Annotated in this window: 22 protein-coding genes, 1 tRNA gene and 1 pseudogene; 11 read left to right on the top strand and 13 right to left on the bottom strand. The window is 65.8% G+C overall.

The features are described 5' to 3' along the window. Positions 1-351: 351 nt before the first annotated feature. The 8 genes and pseudogenes from K2Y56_RS26345 to K2Y56_RS26310 all read right to left on the bottom strand — a co-directional run bounded on the left by K2Y56_RS26345 (position 352) and on the right by K2Y56_RS26310 (position 5,142). Positions 352-663: a hypothetical protein gene (locus K2Y56_RS26345; RefSeq protein WP_292515130.1), complete on the bottom strand. Its 312-nt coding sequence runs from the start codon at positions 661-663 to the stop codon at positions 352-354. A gap of 137 nt (positions 664-800) precedes the next feature. Further along, on the bottom strand, positions 801-1,163 hold the full coding sequence (locus tag K2Y56_RS26340) for a hypothetical protein (RefSeq protein ID WP_292515127.1): 363 nt from the start codon (positions 1,161-1,163) through the stop codon (positions 801-803). A 113-nt stretch (positions 1,164-1,276) separates the two neighbouring features. Continuing rightward, positions 1,277-1,690 (bottom strand): acyl-CoA thioesterase, encoded by a 414-nt coding sequence (locus K2Y56_RS26335; protein WP_292515124.1) that lies wholly within the window; start codon positions 1,688-1,690, stop codon positions 1,277-1,279. Between the two features lie 149 nt (positions 1,691-1,839). After that, a pseudogene (locus K2Y56_RS26330) lies at positions 1,840-2,121 on the bottom strand (hypothetical protein). A 206-nt stretch (positions 2,122-2,327) separates the two neighbouring features. Continuing rightward, positions 2,328-2,513, bottom strand: coding sequence for a DUF1508 domain-containing protein (locus K2Y56_RS26325; protein ID WP_292515121.1), 186 nt, complete (start codon positions 2,511-2,513; stop codon positions 2,328-2,330). A gap of 163 nt (positions 2,514-2,676) precedes the next feature. Further along, the gene (locus tag K2Y56_RS26320; RefSeq protein WP_292515118.1) at positions 2,677-4,185 is read right to left on the bottom strand and encodes a DEAD/DEAH box helicase; all 1,509 of its coding nucleotides are present in this window, start codon (positions 4,183-4,185) and stop codon (positions 2,677-2,679) included. A 440-nt stretch (positions 4,186-4,625) separates the two neighbouring features. Further along, on the bottom strand, positions 4,626-4,871 hold the full coding sequence (locus K2Y56_RS26315) for a hypothetical protein (protein WP_292515115.1): 246 nt from the start codon (positions 4,869-4,871) through the stop codon (positions 4,626-4,628). Positions 4,872-4,878: 7 nt separating this feature from the next. Next, positions 4,879-5,142, bottom strand: coding sequence for a hypothetical protein (locus K2Y56_RS26310; RefSeq protein ID WP_292515112.1), 264 nt, complete (start codon positions 5,140-5,142; stop codon positions 4,879-4,881). A 265-nt stretch (positions 5,143-5,407) separates the two neighbouring features. On the opposite strand from K2Y56_RS26310, the gene K2Y56_RS26305 reads away from it, so the two are divergent. From K2Y56_RS26305 to K2Y56_RS26270, 8 genes are all read left to right on the top strand, one after another. Beyond that, a complete protein-coding gene (locus K2Y56_RS26305; RefSeq protein ID WP_292515109.1) occupies positions 5,408-6,121 on the top strand; it encodes a Crp/Fnr family transcriptional regulator in 714 nt (237 codons plus the stop codon). A 495-nt stretch (positions 6,122-6,616) separates the two neighbouring features. Continuing rightward, entirely contained in the window at positions 6,617-8,341 is a 1,725-nt protein-coding gene (rpsA, locus tag K2Y56_RS26300) for a 30S ribosomal protein S1 (RefSeq protein ID WP_292515108.1), read from the top strand. A gap of 338 nt (positions 8,342-8,679) precedes the next feature. Beyond that, positions 8,680-9,642, top strand: coding sequence for a signal peptide peptidase SppA (gene sppA / locus K2Y56_RS26295; RefSeq protein ID WP_292515105.1), 963 nt, complete (start codon positions 8,680-8,682; stop codon positions 9,640-9,642). Positions 9,643-9,696: 54 nt separating this feature from the next. After that, positions 9,697-10,011, top strand: coding sequence for an integration host factor subunit beta (ihfB, locus tag K2Y56_RS26290; RefSeq protein WP_292515102.1), 315 nt, complete (start codon positions 9,697-9,699; stop codon positions 10,009-10,011). 22 nt (positions 10,012-10,033) lie between these two features. Beyond that, positions 10,034-10,390 carry a lipopolysaccharide assembly protein LapA domain-containing protein gene (locus tag K2Y56_RS26285; RefSeq protein WP_292515099.1) on the top strand — a complete coding sequence of 119 codons (357 nt, stop codon included), beginning with the start codon at positions 10,034-10,036 and terminating at the stop codon, positions 10,388-10,390. A gap of 7 nt (positions 10,391-10,397) precedes the next feature. After that, positions 10,398-11,063, top strand: coding sequence for a phosphoribosylanthranilate isomerase (locus K2Y56_RS26280; RefSeq protein WP_292515097.1), 666 nt, complete (start codon positions 10,398-10,400; stop codon positions 11,061-11,063). A 63-nt stretch (positions 11,064-11,126) separates the two neighbouring features. Further along, complete coding sequence (gene trpB, locus K2Y56_RS26275; protein WP_292515094.1) at positions 11,127-12,368, top strand: tryptophan synthase subunit beta; 1,242 nt, start codon at positions 11,127-11,129, stop codon at positions 12,366-12,368. A gap of 92 nt (positions 12,369-12,460) precedes the next feature. Then, a tRNA-Met gene (locus tag K2Y56_RS26270) sits at positions 12,461-12,537 on the top strand. Positions 12,538-12,749: 212 nt separating this feature from the next. Here K2Y56_RS26270 and K2Y56_RS26265 read toward each other — a convergent pair. Together K2Y56_RS26265 and K2Y56_RS26260 are read right to left on the bottom strand one after the other, a co-directional pair. Further along, positions 12,750-15,017: a CDC48 family AAA ATPase gene (locus K2Y56_RS26265; RefSeq protein WP_292515090.1), complete on the bottom strand. Its 2,268-nt coding sequence runs from the start codon at positions 15,015-15,017 to the stop codon at positions 12,750-12,752. Between the two features lie 684 nt (positions 15,018-15,701). Beyond that, entirely contained in the window at positions 15,702-16,775 is a 1,074-nt protein-coding gene (locus K2Y56_RS26260) for an acetylhydrolase (RefSeq protein WP_292515087.1), read from the bottom strand. Between the two features lie 331 nt (positions 16,776-17,106). On the opposite strand from K2Y56_RS26260, the gene K2Y56_RS26255 reads away from it, so the two are divergent. Next, the gene (locus K2Y56_RS26255) at positions 17,107-18,213 is read left to right on the top strand and encodes an adenylate/guanylate cyclase domain-containing protein (RefSeq protein ID WP_292515084.1); all 1,107 of its coding nucleotides are present in this window, start codon (positions 17,107-17,109) and stop codon (positions 18,211-18,213) included. 312 nt (positions 18,214-18,525) lie between these two features. Here the strand turns inward: K2Y56_RS26255 and K2Y56_RS26250 are convergent, their stop codons facing one another. Together K2Y56_RS26250 and K2Y56_RS26245 are read right to left on the bottom strand one after the other, a co-directional pair. Beyond that, the gene (locus tag K2Y56_RS26250; protein WP_292515082.1) at positions 18,526-18,882 is read right to left on the bottom strand and encodes a hypothetical protein; all 357 of its coding nucleotides are present in this window, start codon (positions 18,880-18,882) and stop codon (positions 18,526-18,528) included. A gap of 59 nt (positions 18,883-18,941) precedes the next feature. Next, positions 18,942-21,668: a PAS domain S-box protein gene (locus K2Y56_RS26245; protein WP_292515080.1), complete on the bottom strand. Its 2,727-nt coding sequence runs from the start codon at positions 21,666-21,668 to the stop codon at positions 18,942-18,944. Between the two features lie 660 nt (positions 21,669-22,328). Between K2Y56_RS26245 and K2Y56_RS26240 the strand changes: the two genes are divergently transcribed. Further along, entirely contained in the window at positions 22,329-23,558 is a 1,230-nt protein-coding gene (locus K2Y56_RS26240; protein WP_292515077.1) for a PAS domain-containing protein, read from the top strand. Continuing rightward, positions 23,545-24,048, top strand: a complete 504-nt coding sequence (locus tag K2Y56_RS26235; RefSeq protein WP_292515074.1) for a response regulator — start codon at positions 23,545-23,547, stop codon at positions 24,046-24,048. The genes K2Y56_RS26240 and K2Y56_RS26235 overlap by 14 nt, the downstream gene beginning before the upstream one ends. A 593-nt stretch (positions 24,049-24,641) precedes the next feature. Here K2Y56_RS26235 and K2Y56_RS26230 read toward each other — a convergent pair. Next, a partial coding sequence (locus K2Y56_RS26230; protein WP_292515071.1) for a hypothetical protein occupies positions 24,642-24,864 on the bottom strand: 223 nt, incomplete at its 5' end.

Genomic DNA, 24,864 nt, shown 5'->3' with positions numbered 1-24,864 from the left:
ACCAAACGAATGCCGCAACTATCTCACCGCCGCTGGATACGATGCCTATGATCCAACCTGAACGGGCACGGCTCTAGCGCTGACCGGTTGAAGGTAGGACGAGGCGAAAGGGTGGCTTGCGGCGGCTGCTCCTGCGAAGATTCAACTCAGACGCGCATTATCGGTTGACCCTGCGATCTAAGGGGGGCGGAAACGGAAATGGCGGGGCTCGCGCCCCGCCATCTTCTGCCATTCGTTCTATAGAGGGGGTGGTCCACACTGACGGTGCGTCCGGTGGAGGCTTGCGACCCCTTGGATCGGAAGCCGAACCCCCTGACGAACGGCGTTCCGGCCGATCGCCCATTGGCGCCTTCAGTAGGCCGGGCCGCCCGAAGTGTTGCCGAGGTTCGGCACGATCCGGTTGTTGTTCTCGGCGTTGCCGCCCTTGGCCGAGCTGTCGAAGCCGCGCGGGGCGATCGAGCCGGTGGTGAGCTCCTCGTCGGCGAGGTAGCGCAGGCGGGCGGCCTCCGCGTTGCGGCGGCCAGCCAGACCTTCAAGCCCCGCGGGAGCGGCCGCGGCCGAGATACCGGCGGGCGCATTGTAGCTCTGGGCAAGAGCTGGCGAGGCCAGGGTACCGGCAGCGACGACGAGGGCAGCGGCGAGCGAAGCAAGACGAGTGTTCATAACGATTTCCATTTCGGTTCCAGCGACCCTCTTCTATCGAGAGGAGCGCCTGTTCTTGTGTGAACCTGATATGGGTCGGTGCCGGCTGGATCGTCGTGCGTCCGCGCACATGGCCGTGCTTGCTTTCTGACTCGATCTCAGTGCCGGCGGCGCGGAGATCCGGCGGGCGTGCGGCCGGCGACAGTGGCGAGGAGCGCCGGATGCGTTTCCACGGCGGGCGTCAGCGGCGTCCGGCCAGGCGGTTGCCAGGGCTGCCGATATGGGCGTGAGGGCGTTTCCGTCTGAGCCGGCCGAGCAGACTGGATCGCCGAGGGCCGCCGTTTCTTCGGCGCCGAGGCACCGGGCTTTGGGAACAGCGACAGGATGCCCGACCCCAGCAGGCACACCAGCCCGAAGACGACGCAGGCCGGCCCCGGCACCGCTTCCGTCATCATGACGACAAGGCCAGTCACGGAGACGATGCGAAGGAGGTTGTGGGCCGCGAAAGGATCGTACCGCATGGGTGCAGAGTGCCCGCCAACCCTTGAGGTCCCCTGAAGGCAATGGCGTGCAATCGAGCGTTTCGCAGCCTTATCGGCGACTTGCGGGACCGATTCGTCCGCTTCTCTCCACCTCAGGTCGGGACGACCGGTCCGGCCGGCGGCAGGGGCCTCGGCCGGCCCTCGTCATCCACGGCCACGAAGGTGAAGGTCGCTTCCGTCACCTTCTCGCGGGTCTGGGTGCGGAAGCGCCTCGCCCAGGCCTCGACCTCGATCTTCATCGAGGTCCGCCCCACCCCGGCGATCCGCGTGTAGACGCAGAGCACGTCGCCGACCCTGACCGGGCGGATGAAGGTCATGGCATTAACCGCCACGGTCACCACCCGCCCCTGGGCGCGGTCGACGCCGGCGATGCCGCCGGCCTGGTCCATCTGCGACATGACCCAGCCGCCGAAGATGTCGCCGTTTGCATTGGTGTCGGCCGGCATGGCGCTCGTTCGCACCGTGAGATCGCCGCGCGGCTCGCGTGCCTCCATCCCGCGTTCCATCGTCGATCTCCGATCCGCGCCATCCCGCGCCGGATCATGCGGCGTCGCGGGCGAGGAAGCCAGAGGACCGCAGGGAGATCCACCGGCGCAAACGAAAGGCCCGGCAACGGGTGTCGCTGCCGGGCCTTCGTCACCGATTCGCCGATGGATCAGTAGTAGAAGCGACGGGGGCCGTAGAAGCGCGGGCCGCCGTAGAAGCGGCGCGGTCCGTAGAAGCGGCGCGGGCCATAGAAGCGCGGGCCGCCGTAGAAGCGGCGCGGTCCGTAGAAGCGACGGCGATAGCCGTAATACTGCGCCTACTCGACCTGCGCCGGCTCAGCCGCGGCCTGGAGGGCCGGAGCGGGACCGATAGGGGCAGCGGAGGCACCCTGCGGGGCCGTCGCGGCAAATCCGAGAGCCAGCAGGGCTGCCAGCAGCATCTTCCTCAGCACGTTCAGAACTCCTTGAGTGAGGGCTTGTCGGCCCGGTGAGCGATCGGAGGCGTGGCTTAAGCGTCAGTCAGGCCTCCGCCCGGTGGCTTGAAACGCACGATGCGCTCAAACCGTTTCGTCGCCTGGACACCGGTCGAGGCGAAAGCCTGACGCATCCTCTCGATCCGTGGCATGGATCGGCCGATCCACGCCTCCGCGCTTGGGCCTCAGGCGATCTTCGTCGTCATGTCGACGACCGAGGCGGCCCCGCTCTGGCGGACCTGAGCGATCCCGTGCTCGCAATCCTCGCGCCGGACATAGCCTTCGGCCGAATCGGCGATCACGTTTCCGTTCTGAACACGAAGGCGCCAGCGCCATTCGCCGCCGGAATCCCGATAGAGCTCGAACCGCATCGCGACCTCCCTGATCCTGCCGACCCAAACCCTCGGCCTCTATCAAGCCGGCGGCAGCTCTGCGGTGGACATGGGGTTGGGTGCGGCCGCGACAATAGGCCCGCGAATGAGAAAGGCCGCCCCGGAGAATCCGGAGCGGCCTGTCCTCTACGTGCCTGGGGTGTCAGGACCGCGGTGCGCGGTCGAGCCAGCCGATGGCCCGCCCTTCTCCACCGCCGGCATTCTGCGGACGGCCCGCGCCCTGCGGCCGCTGCGGTCGACCGTCGTTCCGCTGCTCAGAGCGAGGGGCCTGCGCCCTGCTCTCGCCCTGACGCTCGCCGCGATGCTCCTGCGGGCGATTGCCGTCGGGGCGGCCCGACCGCGCCTGTGCGCCGCCGCGGTTCTCGGGCCCACGGGCGTCGCCGCGGCCACCGGTGCCGCTCCGGCCGTTGCCCGGCCGGCCGCCCGGGCGCTGACCCTGGCGCGGACGCTGGTCCTGGCGCGGCGGACGACGCTCCTCGGCCTGTGCCGTCTCGGAAGCTTCCTGCCGGCTCGGGGCGACGAAGCCATCGGGGAAGGCGGCGACGGGGATCTTCTGGCGCGTGGTGCGCTCGATATCGCGCAGGTACGCCTTCTCCTCGTCGTTGCAGAACGAGATCGCGAGGCCGTTAGCACCGGCGCGCGCGGTGCGGCCGATGCGGTGGACGTAGCTCTCCGGCACGTTGGGCAGGTCGTAGTTGATGACGTGGCTCACCGCCTCGACGTCGATGCCGCGGGCGGCGATGTCGGTGGCGACGAGCACCCGGCACGAGCCGTCCTTGAAGGCGGCGAGCGCCCGCTCGCGCTGCGGCTGGGACTTGTTGCCATGGATGGCGGAGGCCGCGATCCCGACCTTCTCCAGGCCACGCACCACCCGGTCGGCGCCGTGCTTGGTCCGGGTGAAGACGAGCACACGCTCGATCTTCGGGTCGCGCAGGATGTGGTTGAGCAGGGACTGCTTCGCACCCGTATGGGCGAAGATGACCTCCTGGCTGACGCGCTCGGCGGTGGTGGCGACGGGCGTCACCGCGACCTGGACCGGATCGCGCAGATACTGCTCGGCGAGTCCCGCGATGTTCTTCGGCATGGTCGCCGAGAAGAACAGGCTCTGGCGCTCCTTCGGCAGCATCTTCACGATGCGCTTGAGGGCGTGGATGAAGCCGAGATCGAGCATCTGGTCGGCCTCGTCGAGGACGAGGATCTCGACGGCCTCGAGGGTGAGCGAGCGGCGCTCGATCAGATCCATGAGGCGGCCGGGAGTGGCGACGAGGATGTCGACGCCGTTGGCGAGCGCCTTCTCCTGACGCGAGATGGTGACGCCGCCGAACACCACCGTGTTGGTGAAGGCGAGATGCCGGCCGTAATCCGAGAAGCTCTCGGCGATCTGGTTGGCGAGTTCGCGGGTGGGCGAGAGCACGAGGACGCGGCAGCCGCGGCGCGGCGCGCGGCGCTGGACCTGAGCGAGACGGTGCAGGATCGGCAGCGCGAAAGCCGCGGTCTTGCCGGTGCCGGTCTGGGCGATGCCGCAGAGGTCGCGGCCCTCCATGGCGGGGGCGATGGCCTGAGCCTGGATCGGGGTCGGCGTGGTGTAGCCGGCTTCTTCCAGCGCACGCAGCACGGGCTGGGCGAGGCCGAAATCTGAGAAGTGGGTCAAGTCTGGTCTTTCAAGGCAGCGGGACCGGGCCGTAGGCCATCGCACGATGGCATCGGTTTGGATTCGGGTCGGTCCGTTGGGCTGAAGCTGCCCGCGTGATGGGGCAGTTCGGGTGCATGCACGTTGAAGAGAGGGGCTCAGGTCGCTTGGGCCGCGCTGACGCGCATTCGGCGATCCGTCACGCAGCCCTCTCAAGCGGAACCATGATGGCCGCTGACGCTGCACCACGACAAATGCGCTTTCGCAGCTGCGAAGTCAATGTCGTCATCTCGTAGAACAGGAGTGCTGGAAACGAAAAGCCGCGAGAGACGGATCGATGTGCGCGTACATCCGGCGTCACATCTTTCCGGCTTCGCGGCCGTGTCCGACGGAGCGACGAGGTCGCGATCGGCATGACCTGACTTTATTGTCCGTTGGTTAAGACTTGATGAAGTTTCGGTTCACGGGGGCGCATCGATGGAGGCGAAGGGAAGCGTCAAGACGAGGTGTCCGGACTCGTCCACCACCTCCATGACCCTGTAGCGCCAGATCCGCCTGGAGCCGTAGACCTGCGGCCTCGAAATAATGTCCTGGATCGTCTCCTCGGCGATGCGGCGAACGGCTCCGACATCCTCGGCCTCCTCGCCCTCGGGGTCGACGATCATCCCGATCTTTCGATCCCGAATGTTGAGGAAGAAGCGCGGCATGGGTGATCTATTCGGATCGCATGGCGGGCTGGCTGAACCTCTTGCTCCCTCCCGACAAGAAAGGGATGGTGAGTAGGTGAGTTCCCTCATCATCACAGATCTCGAAGGCGCGCCCCGGCAGCGTACCACCCGTCATGGCCGCATCGCGGGCAAAGCCCGCGATGGTCATGGCGGCTTCATCGCAAACCGCCTCAAGATCCGGGAGATCGATACCGAATTCGTCTAGATCGAGCCCCTGATCTCCGCTGATGTGGAAGAAATAATTGGCCATGTTTGCCATTCGGCGACCTTGAAAATCGCGCACGCGTCGAGGGATTTCGGCGAATGGCAATCGGCGATCGGCCAACAAACGCCGAGTTCTTCGTCGTCCCAGCCGACCGATCAATTACATTGTACGGTATCGTACTAATTTGTACCATAGTAAAATATTCACACTGAAAGTGTGATATGGCATAGGTCGATGATCAGGTGCCGATAGAACTGGGCTGCAGCTGACAAGGCGTGATCCGCCCTTGCCTTCGGTACACGGCAGGGCGATGACGCGCTTCCTTCAGCAGACCCAGATCCGAAACCGGCTGCTGGCCACTCTTCCGGCCGCGGATTTCGCCCGGTTTCAGCCCCACCTCGAACGCGGCTCCTACGATCAGGGAGCCGTCATGGAAATGCCGGGCGAGCCGATCGCCCGCGCTTATTTTCCGGAGCCCGGCATGGTCTCTGTCGTCGTGCGCGGAGCTGACGGCACCAGGCTGGAGGCCGGCATCATCGGACCCGAGGGGATGACGGGACTCGCGCTTCTGCACGGGATTGCCGAGGCCTCGAACTCGGTCTTCGTCCAGATCCCATGCCGGGCGATCCACATTGATGCAGGGATTTTCTGCTCGATCATCGAAGAAAGCCGGCCGGTCCATCGCAGGCTGCTGCGCTACGCCTACGCCTTCTCAATTCAGATGGCCCATACGATTCTTTGCAACGGCCGCTTCACCATCGAGGTCAGGCTCGCGCGCTGGCTGCTCATGTGTCACGACCGTGCCGACACCGAGGATCTGTCCCTGACCCACGAATTCCTGTCGCTGATGCTGGGCGTGCGGCGTGCCGGCGTGACGACGGCGGTGCGTCGCCTCGAACAAGCCGGCGCGGTGAAGATCCGCCGTGGGGGGCTGGGTATCCGCAACCGCGACCTGCTTCTTGAATGCGCAGGCGACAGCTACGGAATTCCCGAGGCGGAATACGCCCGCATCATCAACGCCTGACGAAGGCGATTCGCACCCCGGGGCGCAGCCTCAGTACTGGCGGCGCTGTCCGTTCTGTCCGAAGCGGCGGCTGACGAATCGGATCAGCCGGGGGAGCAGGAACGCGACGATGAGCTTGCGGATCATGTGAGTGTCTCCAGGAGCATGTGCGGATCCAAAGGCCTGAGAGCGCGAACCGTTCCCGTCGCCACCCGCATCCCGATGCGAATGCGTGCCTCGGCGACGTTCCTCGATCCGGTTGCCGGCGGACGCGTGATCGCGTATGGACACCGCCATCCTCACGATGAAGCTGACGGTAGGCGAGCGGGATTGCCCCTCGGTTGCGTCGACGTCGCGGGGACGGCCCTCGACCAGCGTTCAAGACTGCGTCGGCCCTCTCTTGACAGGGAGGTGGAGCCCGTTGATCGCAACACGATCGCCGGGCGGCGTTGCAGGGGGTCTCCCGTCACACGAGCCGCCGATGCCGGCCTCCGAGGAGGCCTGTCAGGAGACAGAATGACCGCTGGTAGCGCCCTGCAGCGTAACCCGAGCCGCGACGATTTCGCGGCTCTCCTCGAGGAGAGCTTCCTCGAGCACGAGATCACCGAAGGCTCCGTCGTCAAGGGTCGCGTCGTCGCGATCGAGAAGGACGTCGCCGTCATCGACATCGGCGCCAAGACCGAAGGCCGTGTCGCCCTCAAGGAATTCAACGGCCCCGGCCGCGACCGCGATCTCGCCGTCGGCGACGAGGTCGAGGTCTATGTCGACCGCATCGAGAATGCGCTCGGCGAGGCCGTCATCTCGCGCGACAAGGCGCGCCGCGAGGAGAGCTGGGTCAAGCTCGAGAAGGCCTTCGAGGCCAACGAGCGCGTCACCGGCGCGATCTTCAACCAGGTCAAGGGCGGCTACACCGTCGACCTCGACGGCGCCGTGGCGTTCCTGCCGCGCTCCCAGGTCGATATCCGCCCCGTGCGGGACGTGACCCCGCTCCTGGGCACGCCGCAGCCCTTCCAGATCCTCAAGATGGATCGCCGCCGCGGCAACATCGTCGTGTCGCGCCGCACCGTCCTCGAGGAGAGCCGCGCCGAGCAGCGCTCCGAGCTCGTGGCCAACCTCGAAGAAGGTCAGGTCATCGACGGCGTCGTCAAGAACATCACCGAGTACGGCGCCTTCGTCGACCTCGGCGGCATCGACGGCCTCCTGCACGTTACCGACATGGCCTGGCGCCGCGTCAACCACCCGTCGGAGGTCGTCACCATCGGCCAGACGGTCAAGGTCAAGATCATCAAGATCAACCACGAGACCCACCGCATCTCGCTCGGCATCAAGCAGCTGCTCGCCGATCCGTGGGAGGGCATCGCCCAGCGTTACCCCGTGGACGCCAAGATCAAGGGCCGCGTCACCAACATCACCGATTACGGCGCCTTCGTGGAGCTGGAGCCGGGGATCGAGGGCCTGATCCACGTCTCCGAGATGAGCTGGACCAAGAAGAACGTCCATCCCGGCAAGATCGTCTCCACCTCCCAGGAAGTGGAAGTGCAGATCCTCGAGGTCGATCCGGTCAAGCGCCGCATCAGCCTGGGCCTCAAGCAGACCCTGCAGAACCCGTGGGAGGCCTTCGCCGAGAAGCATCCCGTCGGCTCCGAGGTCGAGGGCGAGGTCAAGAACAAGACCGAGTTCGGCTTGTTCATCGGGCTCGAGGGCGACGTCGACGGCATGGTCCACCTGTCGGATCTCGACTGGAACCGTCCCGGCGAGCAGGTCATCGAGGAGTTCAAGAAGGGCGACATGCTGCGCGCCCAGGTTCTCGACGTCGATGTCGAGAAGGAGCGCATCTCGCTCGGCGTGAAGCAGCTCGGCGGTGACCCCTTCGCGGAGGCCGGCGAGCTCAAGAAGGGTCAGATCGTGACCTGCGAGGTAGTCGAGGTGAAGGATTCGGGCGTCGACGTGAAGATCGTCGACACCGACCTGACCACCTTCATCCGCCGGGCAGAGCTCGCCCGCGACCGCAGCGATCAGCGCCCCGAGCGCTTCGCCGCCGGCGAGAAGTTCGATGCCCGCGTGATCCAGTTCGACCGCAAGGTCCGCCGGGTCCAGCTCTCCATCAAGGCCCTCGAAATGGCCGAGGAGAAGGAGGCGATGGCCCAGTTCGGCTCCGCCGATTCGGGCGCATCGCTCGGCGAGATCCTGGGCGCGGCCTTCAAGAAGGCCCGCACCAGCGACGACAAGGACGAGGAATAGTCTCGACCATACTCCCCGCCCGTGCTGGGCGGGTATGACGGCCTCGACGCCCGCGCGGGAGATGATCCCGCGCGGGCTTTCGCGTTTCGCCGCAAGGTGATGCCAGCCTCTTGTCCGCCGCGCGTCGTCGGCGCTAGAACTGCTCGCGGTACCGGGATGCGACGTTACGAACCGAGACCTGACAAGGACTTGTCCGGTTCGGTGGTCGCTCAGGGGTGGTGCAAACCGGCCCAAGATATGGGACAAGGTCGCGGCGCAGCCCGGGTTCGACCGGCCGTTCGCGGAAGAACAAGCGCCGGTCCAGAAGGACCGCCTCGCCAGGGAGCGAACCGAAGACGATGGCTGCGGATGCAGAACTTCTGATCGATCGCCGGCGCCTGCGCCGCAAGCTCAGCCTGTGGCGGGTCGTCGGCATCGCCGCGCTGATCGTCGCGGTCGGCGCGGTCGGCCTGCGCCTGCGTGGCGGCGACCTCGCCGGCTTTGGTGCGATCAAGCCTCAGATCGCCAGGATCTCGGTCGGCGGCTTCATCGCTGGGAGCGAGGAGACGACGAAGCTGATCGCCCGCGTGCGCGAGTCCAGCGCCGTCCAGGGAGTCGTCGTCTCGATCTCGTCGCCCGGCGGAACGACGACGGGCTCCGAGGAGCTGCACCGGAACCTGCGGGCCTTGGCCGAGAAGAAGCCGATGGTCGCCTTCGTCGACGGCACCGCGGCCTCCGGTGCCTATATCGCCGCCATCGCGGCCGACCACATCGTCGCGCGCGAAACTTCCCTCATCGGTTCGATCGGTGTGCTGTTCCAGTATCCGGACGTCTCGGGGCTCCTCGACAAGGTCGGGGTCAAGGTCGAATCGATCAAGTCGGCGCCGCTCAAGGCCGAGCCCTCGGGCTTCTCGCCGACCTCGCCCGAGGCCCGGGCTGCCCTCGCGGCGGTGGTCGGCGACACCTATGCCTGGTTCAAGGGCCTCGTCTCCGACCGGCGCAAGCTCAACGACCGGGAACTCGCCACCGTCTCCGACGGCAGGGTCTTCAGCGGCCGCCAGAGCCTGCCGCTCAAGCTGGTCGACGAACTCGGCGGCGAGCGCCAGGCCGTGGCATGGCTGGAGAACAGCCGCGGCGTAGCCAAGGGCCTGCCGATCCAAGACTGGAAGCCGAAGTCGAAGAGCGACTTCCAGCTCTGGTCGGCCCTCGGCACCGGCGCGGACCTCCTCGGCCTCTCGGGTCTCGCCGGCCAGTTCCGGACGCTTGGCAACGAGACCGCCGACCTCGCCCAGGGCGGCCTCCTCGTCCTCTGGCGCCCCTGACACGCCGCCCTTCGCTCCGCCTTCCCGCCTCCAGACTTTTCGAGAACTGCCCGCATGATCAAGTCGGAGCTCGTGCTCAAGATCGCCGAGCAGAACCCGCATCTCTATCAGCGCGACGTCGAGACCGTGGTGAATGCCATCCTCGACACCATCGCCGACGCCCTGGCGCGCGGCGACCGGGTCGAGCTGCGCGGGTTCGGCGCCTTCTCGGTGAAACGCCGGGATGCCCGGCGCGGACGCAACCCGCGCACGGGAGCGGCCGTTGCCGTCTCCGAGAAGGCGATCCCCGTGTTCAAGACCGGCAAGGAGATGCGCCAACGCTTGAACGCGGCGGGGATCGGCGACGATCACGCCGTCTCCGCATCATGATCGCGACAACCGGAGATTTGCGATGATCCGCTTCCTCAAGGGCCTCGTGCTGCTGCCCGTGGCGATCGTCGTCGTGGCCCTGGCGGTAGCCAACCGCGCGCCCGTGCGCCTTTCCTTCGATCCGTTCTCGGCCGACCTGCCGGTCTTCAGCGTGACGCTGCCGCTCTACGTGATCCTGTTCGCGGCCGTCGCCCTCGGGGTGATCCTCGGCGGCATCGCCACCTGGACCGGTCAGGCGACGACGCGCCGCCGCTCGCGCGAGCAGCGCCGCCAGATCAATCGGCTTGAGACCGAGACGACCCGCCTCCGGACGCAACCCTCCGAGACCGGCTTCCAGCACGGCGGCGCGGACCGCGTCGCCCTGCCCGCTCCGCGCTGAGACGGTCGTGGCGGCGCCGCGCGTCAAGATCTGTGGCTTGAGCACGTCCGAGACGCTGGAGGCGGCCCTCGGGGCGGGCGCAGACCTCGTCGGCTTCGTGCATTTCCCGAAGAGCCCGCGCCATCTCGACCTTGCTGCCGCATCGGCCCTGTCTGCGCAGGTCCGGGGCCGGTCCGAGCGAGTGCTGCTGCTCGTCGACCCCGACGATGCCCTGGTCGCAGCCGCCGTCGCGGCGGTCGATCCGGAGGTGATCCAGTTGCACGGGAGCGAGCCTCCGGAGCGGGTCGCCTCCATACGCCGTGACAGTGGGCGCCGTGTGATGAAGGCTGTCGGCGTCGCCGGCCCGGGCGATCTCGCTGCGATCGCGAGCTATGGCGGCGCCGCCGATTTCATCCTCCTCGACGCCAAGCCGCCGAAGGGTGCGGACCTGCCTGGAGGCAACGGCCACGCCTTCGACTGGGACATCCTGACCGGCGCCGTCCTCCCCTCCGGCACCATGCTCTCCGGCGGATTGACCTCCGAGACGATCGGCGAGGCCTTGCGCCGTACCGGTCTCACCGCCGTCGACGTGTCTTCGGGCGTCGAGAGCGCACCGGGCATCAAGGACCCGGCGCGCATCCGCGCCTTCATCGCGGCGGCCAGGGCTGTCTCAATCACCACCACGCCTGCATGAGCGGCAAACCGTGCTAGAGTCCCGGCAACCCCGAATCCGTCAGACCTCTGAAGGAACAGAACCGTGACCATCGCCCCGACTCCGAACTCGTTCCGCACCGGACCCGACGAGCGCGGCCGCTTCGGCATTTTCGGCGGACGCTTCGTGGCCGAAACCCTGATGCCGCTGATCCTCGATCTGGAGACCGCCTATGCCGAGGCGAAGGCCGATCCGTCGTTTCAAGCGGAGATGGACGGGTACCTGACCCATTATGTCGGCCGGCCGAGCCCGCTCTACTTCGCCGAGCGCCTGACCACGTATCTGCGCGAGCGCTCCGCCCCGGGCCACGGCGCCAAGGTCTATTTCAAGCGGGACGAGCTGAACCATACCGGCTCGCACAAGGTGAACAACGTGCTCGGGCAGATCATGCTCGCCCGCCGCATGGGCAAGCCGCGGATCATCGCCGAAACGGGGGCCGGCCAGCACGGCGTCGCGACCGCGACCCTCTGCGCCCGGTTCGGGCTCAAATGCGTCGTCTACATGGGCGCTGTGGACGTCGCCCGCCAGGCACCAAACGTCTTCCGCATGAAGATGCTCGGGGCCGAGGTGATCCCGGTCCAGTCCGGGACCAAGACTCTCAAGGACGCCATGAACGAGGCCCTGCGCGACTGGGTCACGAACGTTTCCGATACCTTCTACTGCATCGGTACGGTGGCGGGGCCGCACCCCTATCCCGGCATGGTGCGCGACTTCCAGTCGATCATCGGGCGGGAAACCCGCGAGCAGATGCTGGCCGTCGAAGGCAGATTGCCGGACTCGCTGGTGGCCTGCATCGGTGGCGGCTCCAACGCCATGGGCCTGTTCCATCCCCTGCTCGACGACCGCGAGGTCGAGATGTACGGGGTCGAGGCCGCGGGTCACGGGGTGTCGTCCGGCCTGCATGCGGCCTCGCTCACGGGCGGGCGCCCGGGCGTGTTGCACGGCAACCGGACCTACCTGCTGCAGGATGCAGACGGGCAGATCGCCGATGCCCATTCGATCTCGGCGGGGCTCGATTATCCCGGCATCGGCCCGGAGCATGCCTGGCTGCACGAACTGGGGCGCGTCACCTACCTATCTGCCACCGATCAGGAGGCGCTCGAGGCGTTCAAGCTGTGCTCGATGCTGGAGGGCATCATCCCCGCGCTGGAGCCAGCCCATGCGCTCGCCAAGGTAATGGAGATCGCCCCGACGAAGCCTTCCGACCACCTCCTCGTGGTCAATCTCTGTGGTCGCGGCGACAAGGACATCCCGCAGGTCGCCGAGATCCTCGGAACGCAGCTCTGACGGCATTCGCGACCGTTGACACCGGAAGCCGGATTTCCCTATACCGCCGGTCTCCGCAGACACGTGTGTTCGAGCACGAGGTTTGCGGCGATGGCGGGGTAGCTCAGCTGGTTAGAGCAGAGGAATCATAATCCTTGTGTCGGCGGTTCAAATCCGTCCCTCGCTACCAAAGTTTCAGCCTGCTAGGTCAATGACCTAGCAGGCTTCGTTTTTGTAGAGCTTTAGACCCAACGTTGCTTCGTGCCGGCTCCGTGCCCAAGGGAAGGAACCGATTTTTCGACTCCCGCTCCTTGGGTCCCGATCTGCGCCGCCTTCGCTGATACGACGCCGACGGCAACCCTGGATGGTTGCCAACACTGGGGTGGTTCTGAGTGGACGCGCTCAGCGCTGGGCCAGGAAGCCAATGGGTTGGCGCTGCGGGCCCTCTTGCTTGAGGGTGCGCAGCAGCTCCTCATATTCCCGCTCCATTTCGGGGGTCACCGAGGGCCGGGTCTCGCGCGCGGCCTGCTCGAAATGGACGCGCTGCACACGGGTCGCCTCCAACGATTCGCGAAGGGCCAGGAGACCGGCGCGGCGAGTGAGATCTTCCAGGTCTGCACCGGTGAAGCGGGCGGTGCGCTCCGCGACCATATCGAGATCGACATCCTCCGCCAACGGCATGTCCCGCGTGTGAATGGCCAGAATCCGGCGGCGGCCGCCGACATCCGGCACCGGCACGTAGACGAGTTCGTCGAAGCGTCCCGGACGCAGCAAAGCCGGGTCGAGCAGGTTCGGACGATTGGTGGCTGCCATCACCACGACACCCTGCAACTCCTCCAGCCCGTCCATCTCGGCCAGGATCGTGTTGACCACACGTTCGGTCACGGCTGGCTCGCCGAGCCCGCCGCCGCGGGCGGGGGCGAGGCTATCGATCTCGTCGATGAAGACGACGGTCGGCGCGACCTGGCGGGCCCGCTGGAACAGGCGCGAGACCTGCTGCTCGGACTCGCCGTACCACTTGGAGAGGAGGTCGGACGACTTCGTCGCAACGAAGTTCGCCTCCGCTTCCCGCGCCACCGCCTTGGCGAGCAGGGTCTTGCCAGTGCCGGGCGGGCCAAAGAGCAGGAAGCCCTTGGCCGGGCGGATGCCGAGGCGCCGGAAGGCCTGTGGCGAGCGAAGCGGCAGCTCGACGCCCTCGCGCAGGCGCATCTGCGCCTCGGCCAGACCCCCGACATCGTCCCAGGTCACGTCCGGCACCTGGATCATGATTTCTCGGAGCGCCGAGGGCTGGATCCGCCTCATCGCCGACAGGAAGTCGTCTCGCCGGACGCTCAATCCCTCCAACACTTGCGCGGGAATCCCCTCACGCAGGTTCACCTCCGGCAGGATGCGGCGCACGGCGTCCATCGCGGCCTCTCGCACCAGCGCACCGAGATCGGCGCCGACGAAGCCGTAGGTGGTGCGCGCGACCTCATCGAGGTCGACATCATCCGCCAGCGGCATGCCGCGGGTGTGGATGCCCAAGATCTCGCGCCGGCCCGGCTGGTCGGGCACGCCGATGATGATCTCGCGATCGAAGCGGCCGGGACGGCGCAGCGCTTCGTCGATCGCGTCGCGCCGGTTGGTGGCGCCGATCACCACGACGTTCTGGCGCGGCTCCAGCCCGTCCATCAGGGTCAGGAGCTGGGCCACGATCCGGCGCTCGACCTCGCCGGTCACCTGCTCACGCTTCGGCGCGATCGAGTCGATCTCGTCGATGAAGATGATCGAGGGGGCGTTCTGGGCCGCTTCCTGGAAGACCTCGCGCAGGCGCTGCTCGGATTCGCCGTAGCGGCTCCCCATGATCTCGGGACCGGCGATGTGGAAGAAGCGGGCCTCGGTCTCGTTGGCCACCGCGCGGGCGAGCCGCGTCTTGCCGGTGCCCGGCGGGCCATGCAGCAGGACGCCCTTCGGTGGGTCGATGCCGAGGCGCTGGAACAGTTCGGGATGGCGCAGGGGCAGCTCCACCATCTCGCGGATCTGGTCGACGGTATCGCCGAGGCCGCCGATATCGTCATAGGTGACGTCGGCCCGCCGGCCGTCCTTCGGCTCCTCGAAGAGCGGCCGCAACTCGATCTCGGTGCCCTCCGCGACGAAGACGATGCCGCGCGGTTGCGTCGATACCACGACCAGGCGGATCTCCTGCAGCCCATAGGTCGGCCCTTCGAGATAGGGACGCAGCTCTGGCGGGATGCGCGGGTCGGTCGCCGCGCGAGATTGGGTCGAGGTCGAGATGACATCGCCCGAGACGAGGGGCCGGCGCAGCAAAGTGCGGCGCAGGGCCTCGCCAGAGCCCTGCAGGCGAACATTCTTCTGGGCCGGCGCCACCACGATGCGGGCGGCTGGCCGGATCTCGGCGGAGCGGATCTCGACGTGGTCACCGCTCGCCGTCCCCGCGTTGACGCGCTGCAGCCCGTCGAGCCGGACGAGGTTCAGGCCCTCGTCCTCCTCGTAGGGGCCGACCGCAATCGCGGCGGTGTGGCGCTTGCCGACGATCTCGACGACGTCGCCCTCGCGCAAACCGAGCTGGGTCAGCGCCGCATGCCCGAGCCGGGCGATGCCGCGCCCCGCATCCTGGGGGCGCGCATTGGCGACCTGCAATCTCAGGGTCTGCCCTTCGGCTTCGGCCATCTTAACTCCCGGGCGGCACGTCCGACGTGAACACCCCTGGTCAACCGGCGGTGCCTCGGATTGTTCGGACAAGGCCGGCAGATGTCCGCGACGCCGCGATCACCGCCGGTGAGCCATGTCACCGTGGTCAACTGCGATGCCAGGCAGGGGCGAACGGTGGCAGATCGACAATGTGCCCGATCTTCGCTTCCAAACCGTTCGAGCCAGAGGCGGAAGTTCCGCTTCGGAGCGAAAGGCCAGGATCCGCTCTCGATTCCTTGTCGGGCCTACAGAGCGACCGCTTTTGAGCAGCCCGGCGTAATGGAGGCGTATGACCGGGATGGGTGGCATGTCGCCCGTCTGCTTCTGACGGTCCGGGTCACGGAGTGGATCTTCCGTGGTCGCATTCTATCGCCAGGAGGGACGGCCCGCGGATGCGCGGAGGGGTAGGCCCGTCTCAGGTCTACAAACGCTTGGCGGCCACTTGGCGGCCACTTGGCGGCCTCAAGCGCGGCGGCGCGTGCCTGAACATGCATCCAGATCCGAACCGTCGGCGACCGTCGCCGTTGGCTCCTCGGTCCCTTGCGTATCGCTGCGCCCCCCGCCGGAGCCGCGACCTCGGAATCTCGGATGCCACCTTCGCCGACTTCCTCGGCGATCGGTCTGCAGCCAAGTTGTATTGCCACACACTCGCCGACGAAGCCCTCAGACCTGCCGCCTGCGGACCGCCTGTCGTCGAGGAACGATAAACGGCATGGGCGCCGCAGCCAGGATCGGCTTCCAAGTCCTGCTCCATCCTTCGAGAGGAGCGGGGTCCGACCGGTGGGCGAGTTCGAGGAACGCCAAGGTGGCCTCGGTCGTCGCCCGCTTGACCAGTGGGTTTAGGGGGCCGCCGCTTCGGAGCGACCGATCGGTGAAGACGCTGTGTGAGCCGCCCTGGAAGACGACGAGGGCCTTCTGCGGCGTCGGGATCGCGTTGAAGATGTCGATGCGGTCCTGGACCCCCGAATACCGGCCCGGCAAGCGGATCGTATCCTCCGTCGTCGTCACGTGGAGGGTGGGCACGTCGACCGAAGCGAGGACCGACGCGAGATCGGTCTCGCCGTAGAACGGCGGTGCCGAGATGACGATGCTGGCCGAGAATCGGGAATCCCGGTCACCGAGTGGCCGACCGTCCCGGACCACCTGAGCACCCGTGAGGATCAGGGTGGTGTTCGCGCCGTAGGAATGACCGGCCGCCACGATGCATGTCCGGTCGATGGCAGCCGCGAACGGGCTGTCCCGATCAAGCAGGCGGTCGAGCCCGAAGCGCACGTCGCGTGTCCGCGCGATGGCCTCGCGCTCATCCGCCGCGCCGTCGAGACGATCGAGGAGCAAGAGCGGATTGCCCGCCCAGAGCGCCTGGTCGCTGCCGACATGCTGAATGTGCAGGCTGGCGGTCCCACGGGCCGACCACCCCTCGCCCAGATAGCTGTAGCCCTTCCGGGAGCCGCCGAGACCATGAGAGAAGACGATGAGCGGCACGGGCGCTTTCCGGCCGGAAGCGGCCGGCCAATAGAGCCGTGCCGGCACCGACCGCTCGCGTGCGGCGTCGACCCAATCGAAGTCGATGACGCGGGGCCCTTCGAAGGCCGGCCGCGCGGCTGCCGGACGGCGCGCGAGCATGATGCCGGCACCCGCAGCCAGCGCCATGGCACCGAAGCGCCGGCGGTCGTAGCCGCGCCTAACCGGTTCCGGAGCGACGACAGACCGGGACGAAACATCGTCGTTGAGGAGCATGGTCGTCTCGCGAGCCTTGGTCGCCGAAGTGGAATACATCGAAGCGATGAGGCCGTCGTGTCATGATGCCGCTTCGGGGTCGGTGCCGTTTCTTACACGCGGAAGCGTGGCCAACCACACGGTTCTGGCTGTTCGACTGCAAAACCTCAGCGGTGCCCGTCTAGGGTTTCTCAAACCAAACTCGCATCTCTGTTCGAACAACGGGCCCTTCGACGTTGCGCCGTGCCTTACCGCACGAGACCGGAGCGGCCGATCCTGGCAGGTATCGACGGTCACGCTGATGCCATGATCGGGCGCCCCTTGGCGGGCGACCGCCTCATCGGAGAAGACGATGCCATATGGCAGCTCAGCCTTCTGGATCACGATCGCCGTCATCAGCGCCCTGTTCGGCGCGCTGCACGGCTACCTGTTGAACGACGGGCCCACACTGATTGGAATCCTCTACGGCACCTGCATCGGCGTCCTGACCATCGCGTACGAGCGCGGCGTCTTCTTCTCCGGCTACAGCAAGCGCCTCCGGCGTCTGCCTACCCTGGCCTATCTCGCTGCCGCAGAGGTCAGCTTGCTGCTGGTGATTCTCCTAGGATTGGCGCTCACCGGCTCCGTCGCCTGGACGCTCGGACTGACCGACAAGACCTTTCCGGAAGCCATCACTCCCAAGATCTCTACCATCCCCTACGCGCTGGTGGTTTCGGCCCTCCTCGTATCCGCCTTGCGCGTCCGCGACCTGATCGGCAGCGAGACGTTCGCAAGCCTCATAGTCGGCCGCTACCACCGGCCGGTCAGCGAAGAGCGCGTCTTTCTGTTCCTCGATCTGGTCGGGTCGACGACTTACGCGGAAAGACATGGCGACCTTGCCGCCCAGGAACTACTGAAGGCCGTCTTCTCGGCCATCGCCGAACCGGTTCGCCGGTATCGCGGACAGGTCGACGATTACGTGGGCGACCAGGTCATCATCTCCTGGCCATTCTCGAGAGGCGTCGAGAAGGCCCGGTGCGTCGCCTGCGTCTTCGCGATCCGGCAGACGCTTCGCAGCGATCAGGAGCGGTGGGTTACTCGCTTCGGCCTGCTGCCCGAACTGCGTGCCGCCCTGCACGGCGGCAACGTCGTAACCGCGGAGGTCGGCGTAGACCGCCACAAGATCGCGTATTTCGGAGACGTCATGAACGCGACCGCCAGACTCGAAGGGCTCTGTCGCGACACCGGGAAGCCGGTCCTCATCTCTGACGCAGTCCTTTCACGGTTGCCGGCACTTCCCGACGGCATCGATGCCGAAGCGCTTGGACCGTACCGCCTTCGCGGCCGTAGCGAAGCGATGACGGTGCATGCGCTTGCGGAAAAGCGCGTGCGGAGGACGGCCGAGCAGGGCAACGCCCATACGAAAGCCGAGGCCGAAAGCGCGTCGGCGCGACTAGACTTGGCGGCGCGTGTCGGCTGATCGTGCCGCCCGGTCCGTTGTGGATGGATTTCTGCCAGTCCGCCTATGGATACTGGGAGAGTTGAAGCGGATCCTTGAGCCCGACCAGTGTTGACCTCAAGAGGTCCTTCGCGGCTTGGACTCCCGCCTGCAGCGGGTGATCAGAATGACTGGAAGCCGGACAGATGCTGCGGCAGGCCTGCATCAACGCATGGTGGTCGGCGAGATGAGCGAGGTCGATGCTCGCCAGCACGACGCCCTCGCCTCGGGACGGCCACCGGACCGGGTAAGTCCTCGGCCAATGGCGGGGTCGGCCTCAGGGTATCCGGCTCATCACGAACATTCCGATCGTGAAGCCGCCTGTACGCATTGCGTCCTGAAACGAGCTGCGGCCGGCCTGGGTATGGAGCCCTGCACCGAGCCGAGGGTCTTGCGGACGATCCGACTCTCCGCATCCGTCATCCCGAGCAAGACGGCGCCCGCTGAGCAAGACGGCGCCCGCCGAGCAAGACGGCGCCCGCCGAGCAAGACGGCGCCCGGCACCGCTCCAAGAAGGGTCTTGCGGCAGGACGTGCAGCTTCCCGGATTCTTGCCCCGAACCTCGGGTGCCTCGGCAAGCACCTGCCGCGTGCCGCGCCCGAACTGGCCGAGGTCGGCTGCGACGTTGCGGGCGGCGCGCATGTCCCACATAGGCCATTCGGCACACGCACACAGGTCCCGTAAGAAGCCTGTTTGACAGAGAAGCCAGCTCAAGCCGCGTCTTCGGTCAGAAAACCAGACAGGGGGGCCTTGATCGTGCAAACCACGCCGGTGACCGGATAGGACAGGTCCACCTCGCCCCCAAAGCTGCCGGCCAGCCCGCGAGCGATGAGCCGCGATCCGAACCCGGCTCGCGTTGGGGTTGCGACGGCAGGCCCTCCTTCCTCCGACCATTTAAGGGTACAATACGGCTCGCCGCATTGCTGTCTGATCTCCCAAACCACCGCCACCGTCCCTTGTGCCGTAGAGAGCGCCCCGTACTTCGCCGCGTTGGTTGCCAGCTCGTGAAGCATCAGGGCCAGCGACATCGCCGCCCTGGCACCGACCGTGAAGGTCGGGCCTTCCAGTACGAAGCGGCCCGGGTTGTCTTCGTGCGCCCTCAGGGCGCCTTCGATCAGGGATTTGATCGGGGCTGCTCGCACACCGGCGCCGAGCAGCAAATCATGCGACCGACCGAGCGCGATCAGGCGACCTGCCAGCACTTCTTTCGCTGTATTCAGGTCGGTCGCCGTCCGCATGGTCTGTGTGGCGATGGATTGCACCATCGCCAGCATGTTCTTCATGCGGTGGCTCAATTCGAGGTTGAGGGTTCGCTGCTGCTCCTCCGCCTCGATGCGGGCAAGCGCGGCGCGGGTTCGGTCCGCGATGTTGTTGGCGAAGCTGATCTCCTCGCCACTCCACGCGTGAGGAGAGCTCTTGAGCGCGTAGAGCAGGGCCACGAACCGCCCACGCTCCATCACGGGCAGGTTGAGCAGAGCGCGAACGTCGATGGCCGCCAAGGCCCTGGCATCTCCTGATGTTCTCGGATCCTCGGAGACGTCGTCGATGATCACGGCGCGACCGCCCTTCAAGTCCTCGATGTAGGAGCCGTATTCCCGAAATTGATGAAGGCCGTCGATGCGGTTGAGATCGGGCGCCGTCCATCCTCGTTCCACCAGGATTGTCTCTTGGACGGGATCGACGGCGCCGTACCCGCCATGGGAAAGCCCCAGCGTCCGGCCGACGATCTCGGCCGCCACGCGCGAGATTTCCGCCCGGTCGTTCGTATTGCGAAGCCGGTCGCCAAGCTCGCCGAGCGCCGCTCGCCTGGCATCGGCCCGCTTACGCTCGGAGACATCGATGAACATCGCGGCGAAGCGTTCCTCCGCCTCGCGATAGGCCCGAACCTCGAATATGCGCCCAAGCTGCGGCACCGCGATCTCAAACACCTCCGGAATGCCGGTGTCGACCACCCGGGCATAGGTCTCGATGGGCCAGTTCGGGAGCCCCGGGATGGCTTCGCGCAGGGTGCGCCCTACGGTTTCGCGAGGAAGCCCGGACTGTGCGGCAAAGGCCGGGTTGATCTCGACGAATCGGCAATCGACCGGCCGCCCATCCTGGTCACGGATGATCTCGCCGCTGAAGAAGCCCTCGTGCATGCCCTCGAACAGGCCGCGCCACCGCTTCTCGCTCTCAGCAACCCGCTGCTCGGAGGCCCGTTGCGCAGTGATGTCGCGCGAGACCGCCAGCAACCGTTCCGGTTCGCCGTCCGCACCTCTTATGGCCGTGACCTGCACGTCCCACCATTTCGGCGTGCCCCTGAATGTGTCGGCCTGTCCCTGAAAGTGGCCGGTGCCCCCGGCCAGCGCCGCCCAGATCGCCGCCTTGGCGTCGGCATTGCCGGACCCTTGCCAGAAACTCGGCCAGGGGCAGCCCTTGACCTCGTTGAAGTCGCCGACCTCCATCACACGCATGCCGCCTTCGTTGATGAAGGTCAGCCTTGCGTTGAGGTCGAGCACCTTGATGCAGTCTGCCGAGGACGCGAGCACGCTGCGCATGAACTCGGCGTCCGCCTGTTCCTTGGCAGCGGCGTTCCTCTGCACCGTGCGATCCCGAAGGACCTTGATGAATCCTTCATGCCGCCCGTCCTCGTCGATGAGGGGCATCATCTCACCGTTGGCCCAGAACAGGCTCCCGTCCTTGCGCAGGTGCCAACGCTCGTCCGTGCCGCGTCCGTGCGACTGGATCTCTTTCATCTCCTGCTCGGGGATTCCGGCCTCGATATCCTCGTTGGTGAAGATCACGTGGGCGGGCTTGCCGCACATTTCGGCCTCGTCCCAGCCGAGGATGTGCTCGGCACCGGGCGACCAGCTCGTCACCATCCCTTGGAGGTCCATGGAGATGATCCCGTAGTCGATGGCGCTTTCCAGGATGGCTTTGTTACGTCGGTCGCTCTCGCGGCGCTGACGGAGTGAGCGGCGCAGCTCCAACGTCGTCATGACCTGATGCGCCAGGGTCCTCAACACGAACGCCTGCGAAGGCGTGAGCTTGTTGGGCTTGGTGTCGAGCACGCAGAGGGCGCCGAGTGCGATGCCGTCTGCGGTCCTCAACGGAGCGCCGGCATAGAAGCGTATCTGCGGGCCGCCGGTGACCAGCGGATTGGCCGAGGTGCGGGCGTCCCGGGTCAGGTCCTCGATTTCGAATACGTCGTCCTGCTGCACCGTGTAGGCGCAGATCGACTGCGACAGGGGCGTCTCGTTCTGTCCGAAGCCGATCTCGGCCTTGAACCACTGCCGCTCGACGTCAAGGAGCGATATCAGCGACACGGGCATGCCGCAGGTCTCGGACGCCACCCTGACGATGTCGTCGAACTCCTCCTCCGCTGGCGTGTCGAGGATGTTGTAGCTGTCCAACTCGGCACGTCTGCGCGCGTCGGGAGGGTTGCTCATATCGGCCATGGTCTTTCGCCCGTGACCGTCCTTGTGTGATGTTGAATCACGGCTCGCCACGGCATTTCTTGCGCCTCAACACTCACGCGAACAAGGGCCCCTAATACTCCTACACATCGGATTGCTTGAGCCGGGATGCTATCGAATGCCCAGCGTGCGATCCGATGTGAACCGGCATCGTCAAGGTGCTCTGCACGAGTGCCACCCGCGATGCGAGGATCTAGGAACGGCTCCTGAGGCCCCAACACGCACCTTCCCTGCTGTCCGAGAAGAGAATGTCCGCCTCCAGGACGGAGAGAGCGTAGGCGCATATGGCCAGGCGAGATCGCCGGCTGGCCCATGATCGGCACTGCTTCTCAACAACGGCATAGCGAATGCCGGTTCCCGAAGACCGAAAGCACCGGGTTCCAAGGCGAGGTTGTGCTGGAACCTGTTGCTTGGCTCGAGGGCCAGGCAAAGCGGATTTGCAGGGCTCGGCTCTTGACGGCAGATCGGCTTGGCCGCGTTCCAGCGGACCGTCTGAGTGGTTCGCGCTCAGTGGTTCGCCGTCCGGTTGAGAGAGGTCGGACCCTGAGATCCTGACCATCCCACCATGTTCAGAGGGCAATTCCTTCTGGAACCGTCGTGCTCGAGTGCCGTTGCCGAGCGAAACCTCGATCAAGGCTGCGGATGTCGGACGACGGAGAGGACGACATTGCTGCCATCGCCAGAGCGCGTGCGGCTGGTTCCGAGTTGTGGGCGGAGCACGCACCTGCGGGCGACCCGTTTGCAGCGGCCGTACGGGCCACGCGCATGGCCATGATCATCACGGACCCCCATCTCGCCGACAATCCGATCGTCTACGTAAACCAGGCATTCTGCAGCCTCACGGGTTACGAAGAGAGAGAGGTCATCGGGCGGAACTGTCGCTTTCTGCAAGGAGTCGACACGGACCCACGGCATCGCGTGCAGATCCGCGACTATGTCATGAATAACCGCGACCTTCACATCGAGATCCTGAACTACAAGAAGGACGGAACGCCGTTCTGGAACTCCCTCTTCGTCTCGCCGGTCCTCGACCGCCAGGGCGAGATCTCGCACTTCTTTGCATCGCAGCTCGACGTGACAGAGCGGAAAGAGCGCGAGAGAGGTATCGAGCGTCTCGCTAGCGATCTTGCCGAGGCCAAGAGCATGCTCGAAGGTCAGGTCGACGAACGCACCGCGGCGCTTATGCAGACCCTGGAGACCCGCACCAAGCTGCTGACCGAACTCGATCACCGGGTGAAGAACAACCTGCAGCTCATGATCTCGCTTGTGAACCTTGAGAAGCGCCACCGATCGAGTGAGCCGGAGCATGAGGCTCTCGAAGCAATCCGGGTACGTCTCCACGCACTTGGGTTGGTCCACCGCAAGCTCTACAATGAAGACAGCATCGGTCGGTTCGATGTCTCCGAGTTCGTCCGGAACATCGTCGAAGACCACCAGCTGCAATCGGGCCGCTCTGACATCAAACTTGTTTTCCAGACCGAACCCGTCAGCGTCACATCCGCGAAGGCCGGCCCGGTGGCGCTGTTCGTGAATGAGTTGGTGGGGGCCGCCATGCGATACGCCTACCAGGGACGACGAGGATCACTAAAGGTCGGCTTGCGCGCTATTCGCCAGGGCGCTGCCGAAGTCTTCGAGCTTTCGATCGCCGATGACGGCTACACGGCTCGCGAGAAGGATGACACGCGCCGGTCAACAGCCGGTACCATCGTGGCCCTCCTTGCCCGCCAGCTCGATGCCAGCATCGATTGGTGCGAAGGCGATGCTCACATGCTCGTCCGAGTGACGATGCCCTGCGCCGAGCCCGAGCCCGAACCCGGGAGAAGCCAGGTCGATCTTAGTTCAGATGGCAGGTACGTCATTGGCAGACACTGAACCTAAGGTGCTGGTGGTCGAGGATGAGACCCTTGTCGCCCTCGATATCGAGATCGCGATCGAGGACGCGGGGATGCAGGTGGCTGGACATGCTGTCCGGGGCAGCGAAGCTATCGAGGTTGCCAGCCGTCACCCCCCAGATCTTGCCTTGGTTGACCTCCAGCTTCTCGATGGCCCGACAGGGATCGCGGTTGCCGAGCACATCGTCGCCCAGGGCGGCATGGTCGTGTTCCTGACCGCCAACCGGTCGGCCCTGCCATCGGACCTCGCCGGGGCCTGCGGGGTGATTGTGAAACCTTTCACGGGTGCTGGCCTCGTTGCCGCGCTTCGCTTCCTGAAACTCGTTCTTGCCCACCAACCCATCACGGTCGGACCACCCCAATGTCTTGAGCTTGGATCGTCCTGTGAGCCGCTGGGCACACCAGATGCTGTGTCTGTCCAGACGGAGACACTGGCCGAGCCGGCATCGCCCGACCGCCCGATCGACTGAAGCAATGGCGCAGTTGCGAATGCAATCGATGAGGGCAGCGGCCGCCGTCGGATATGGAGGAGCCTTAGCGGCCTCTTGAGGTGATCGCACGAGGCGGAGCTTACCAGCTCGGTCCCGGTGGTCCTGATCAATAAGCATCACGTCGGGGACGTGTCTCGTTCACCCGCAGCTGCCGGTCGTCTCAGCTCGCTTTGAAGACAACCGAGCGCTATCGGCTCATCGACCAGTAATCTGGGTGTCTCGCCGATCGAACCAGTGCACTGCATGCAACGGTGTTTCGGTTCAGCAGTCTCGCCAACCCCGTTCGAATCACCGCTTAAATATGCATTCCAAATGTAACGGAATTCTTCCGCCGTCGGCAACTGATGTGATCATGTGGGATAGTTTACCGTCGCGTTTCTCAATTACAGGCGTTCCTCGACCGGACGAAGCACTCAGGCCGTCTTGTCGGACACTATAGGCGGCTTGGCAGTTAGCTTGGGGGCCTCCATTTCGTTGAGTTCGTCCTCCCGCCTCTGAAGCAGTACGGTTATTCGGCAGACGGTTGATAGCTGCCGATGGACGATCCCGGCGTACGTCATCAAACTGCCACATCAACAATATAACTCACTCATAGTTAATCGACGGAGCGTATTGCATCGGCGGTGGGACGGCGGATCGACGCGGCGAAGCGTCCTCTTTTTTTGATCGTCGCCGTCGGTCGTTTGATGCAGGAGACGCACCCGGATCATCATGATGATGTTGATTTCCGCTGAGAGTTGACCCGGCGTTTTCGTTGAGAAGTGACCCAGGTTCAGGGGTTGATGTTTATCATTG

The sequence above is a fragment of the Methylobacterium sp. genome (genome assembly GCF_019745455.1).
Lineage (GTDB): Bacteria > Pseudomonadota > Alphaproteobacteria > Rhizobiales > Beijerinckiaceae > Methylobacterium.
The sequence above is the reverse complement of the archived record's forward strand: the minus strand, read 5'-3'. Positions and strand labels throughout refer to the sequence as shown.

Excerpts from the sequence above, each read along its gene's own strand:
- K2Y56_RS26345 (WP_292515130.1), bottom strand. The coding sequence starts at position 663 with ATGAACACTCGTCTTGCTTCGCTCGCCGCTGCCCTCGTCGTCGCTGCC.
- K2Y56_RS26340 (WP_292515127.1), bottom strand. The coding sequence starts at position 1,163 with ATGCGGTACGATCCTTTCGCGGCCCACAACCTCCTTCGCATCGTCTCC.
- K2Y56_RS26335 (WP_292515124.1), bottom strand. The coding sequence starts at position 1,690 with ATGGAACGCGGGATGGAGGCACGCGAGCCGCGCGGCGATCTCACGGTG.
- K2Y56_RS26325 (WP_292515121.1), bottom strand. The coding sequence starts at position 2,513 with ATGCGGTTCGAGCTCTATCGGGATTCCGGCGGCGAATGGCGCTGGCGC.
- K2Y56_RS26315 (WP_292515115.1), bottom strand. The coding sequence starts at position 4,871 with ATGCCGCGCTTCTTCCTCAACATTCGGGATCGAAAGATCGGGATGATC.
- K2Y56_RS26310 (WP_292515112.1), bottom strand. The coding sequence starts at position 5,142 with ATGGCCAATTATTTCTTCCACATCAGCGGAGATCAGGGGCTCGATCTA.
- K2Y56_RS26305 (WP_292515109.1), top strand. The coding sequence starts at position 5,408 with ATGACGCGCTTCCTTCAGCAGACCCAGATCCGAAACCGGCTGCTGGCC.
- rpsA (WP_292515108.1), top strand. The coding sequence starts at position 6,617 with ATGACCGCTGGTAGCGCCCTGCAGCGTAACCCGAGCCGCGACGATTTC.
- sppA (WP_292515105.1), top strand. The coding sequence starts at position 8,680 with ATGGCTGCGGATGCAGAACTTCTGATCGATCGCCGGCGCCTGCGCCGC.
- ihfB (WP_292515102.1), top strand. The coding sequence starts at position 9,697 with ATGATCAAGTCGGAGCTCGTGCTCAAGATCGCCGAGCAGAACCCGCAT.
- K2Y56_RS26285 (WP_292515099.1), top strand. The coding sequence starts at position 10,034 with ATGATCCGCTTCCTCAAGGGCCTCGTGCTGCTGCCCGTGGCGATCGTC.
- K2Y56_RS26265 (WP_292515090.1), bottom strand. The coding sequence starts at position 15,017 with ATGGCCGAAGCCGAAGGGCAGACCCTGAGATTGCAGGTCGCCAATGCG.
- K2Y56_RS26260 (WP_292515087.1), bottom strand. The coding sequence starts at position 16,775 with ATGCTCCTCAACGACGATGTTTCGTCCCGGTCTGTCGTCGCTCCGGAA.
- K2Y56_RS26255 (WP_292515084.1), top strand. The coding sequence starts at position 17,107 with ATGCCATATGGCAGCTCAGCCTTCTGGATCACGATCGCCGTCATCAGC.
- K2Y56_RS26250 (WP_292515082.1), bottom strand. The coding sequence starts at position 18,882 with ATGTGGGACATGCGCGCCGCCCGCAACGTCGCAGCCGACCTCGGCCAG.
- K2Y56_RS26245 (WP_292515080.1), bottom strand. The coding sequence starts at position 21,668 with ATGGCCGATATGAGCAACCCTCCCGACGCGCGCAGACGTGCCGAGTTG.
- K2Y56_RS26240 (WP_292515077.1), top strand. The coding sequence starts at position 22,329 with ATGTCGGACGACGGAGAGGACGACATTGCTGCCATCGCCAGAGCGCGT.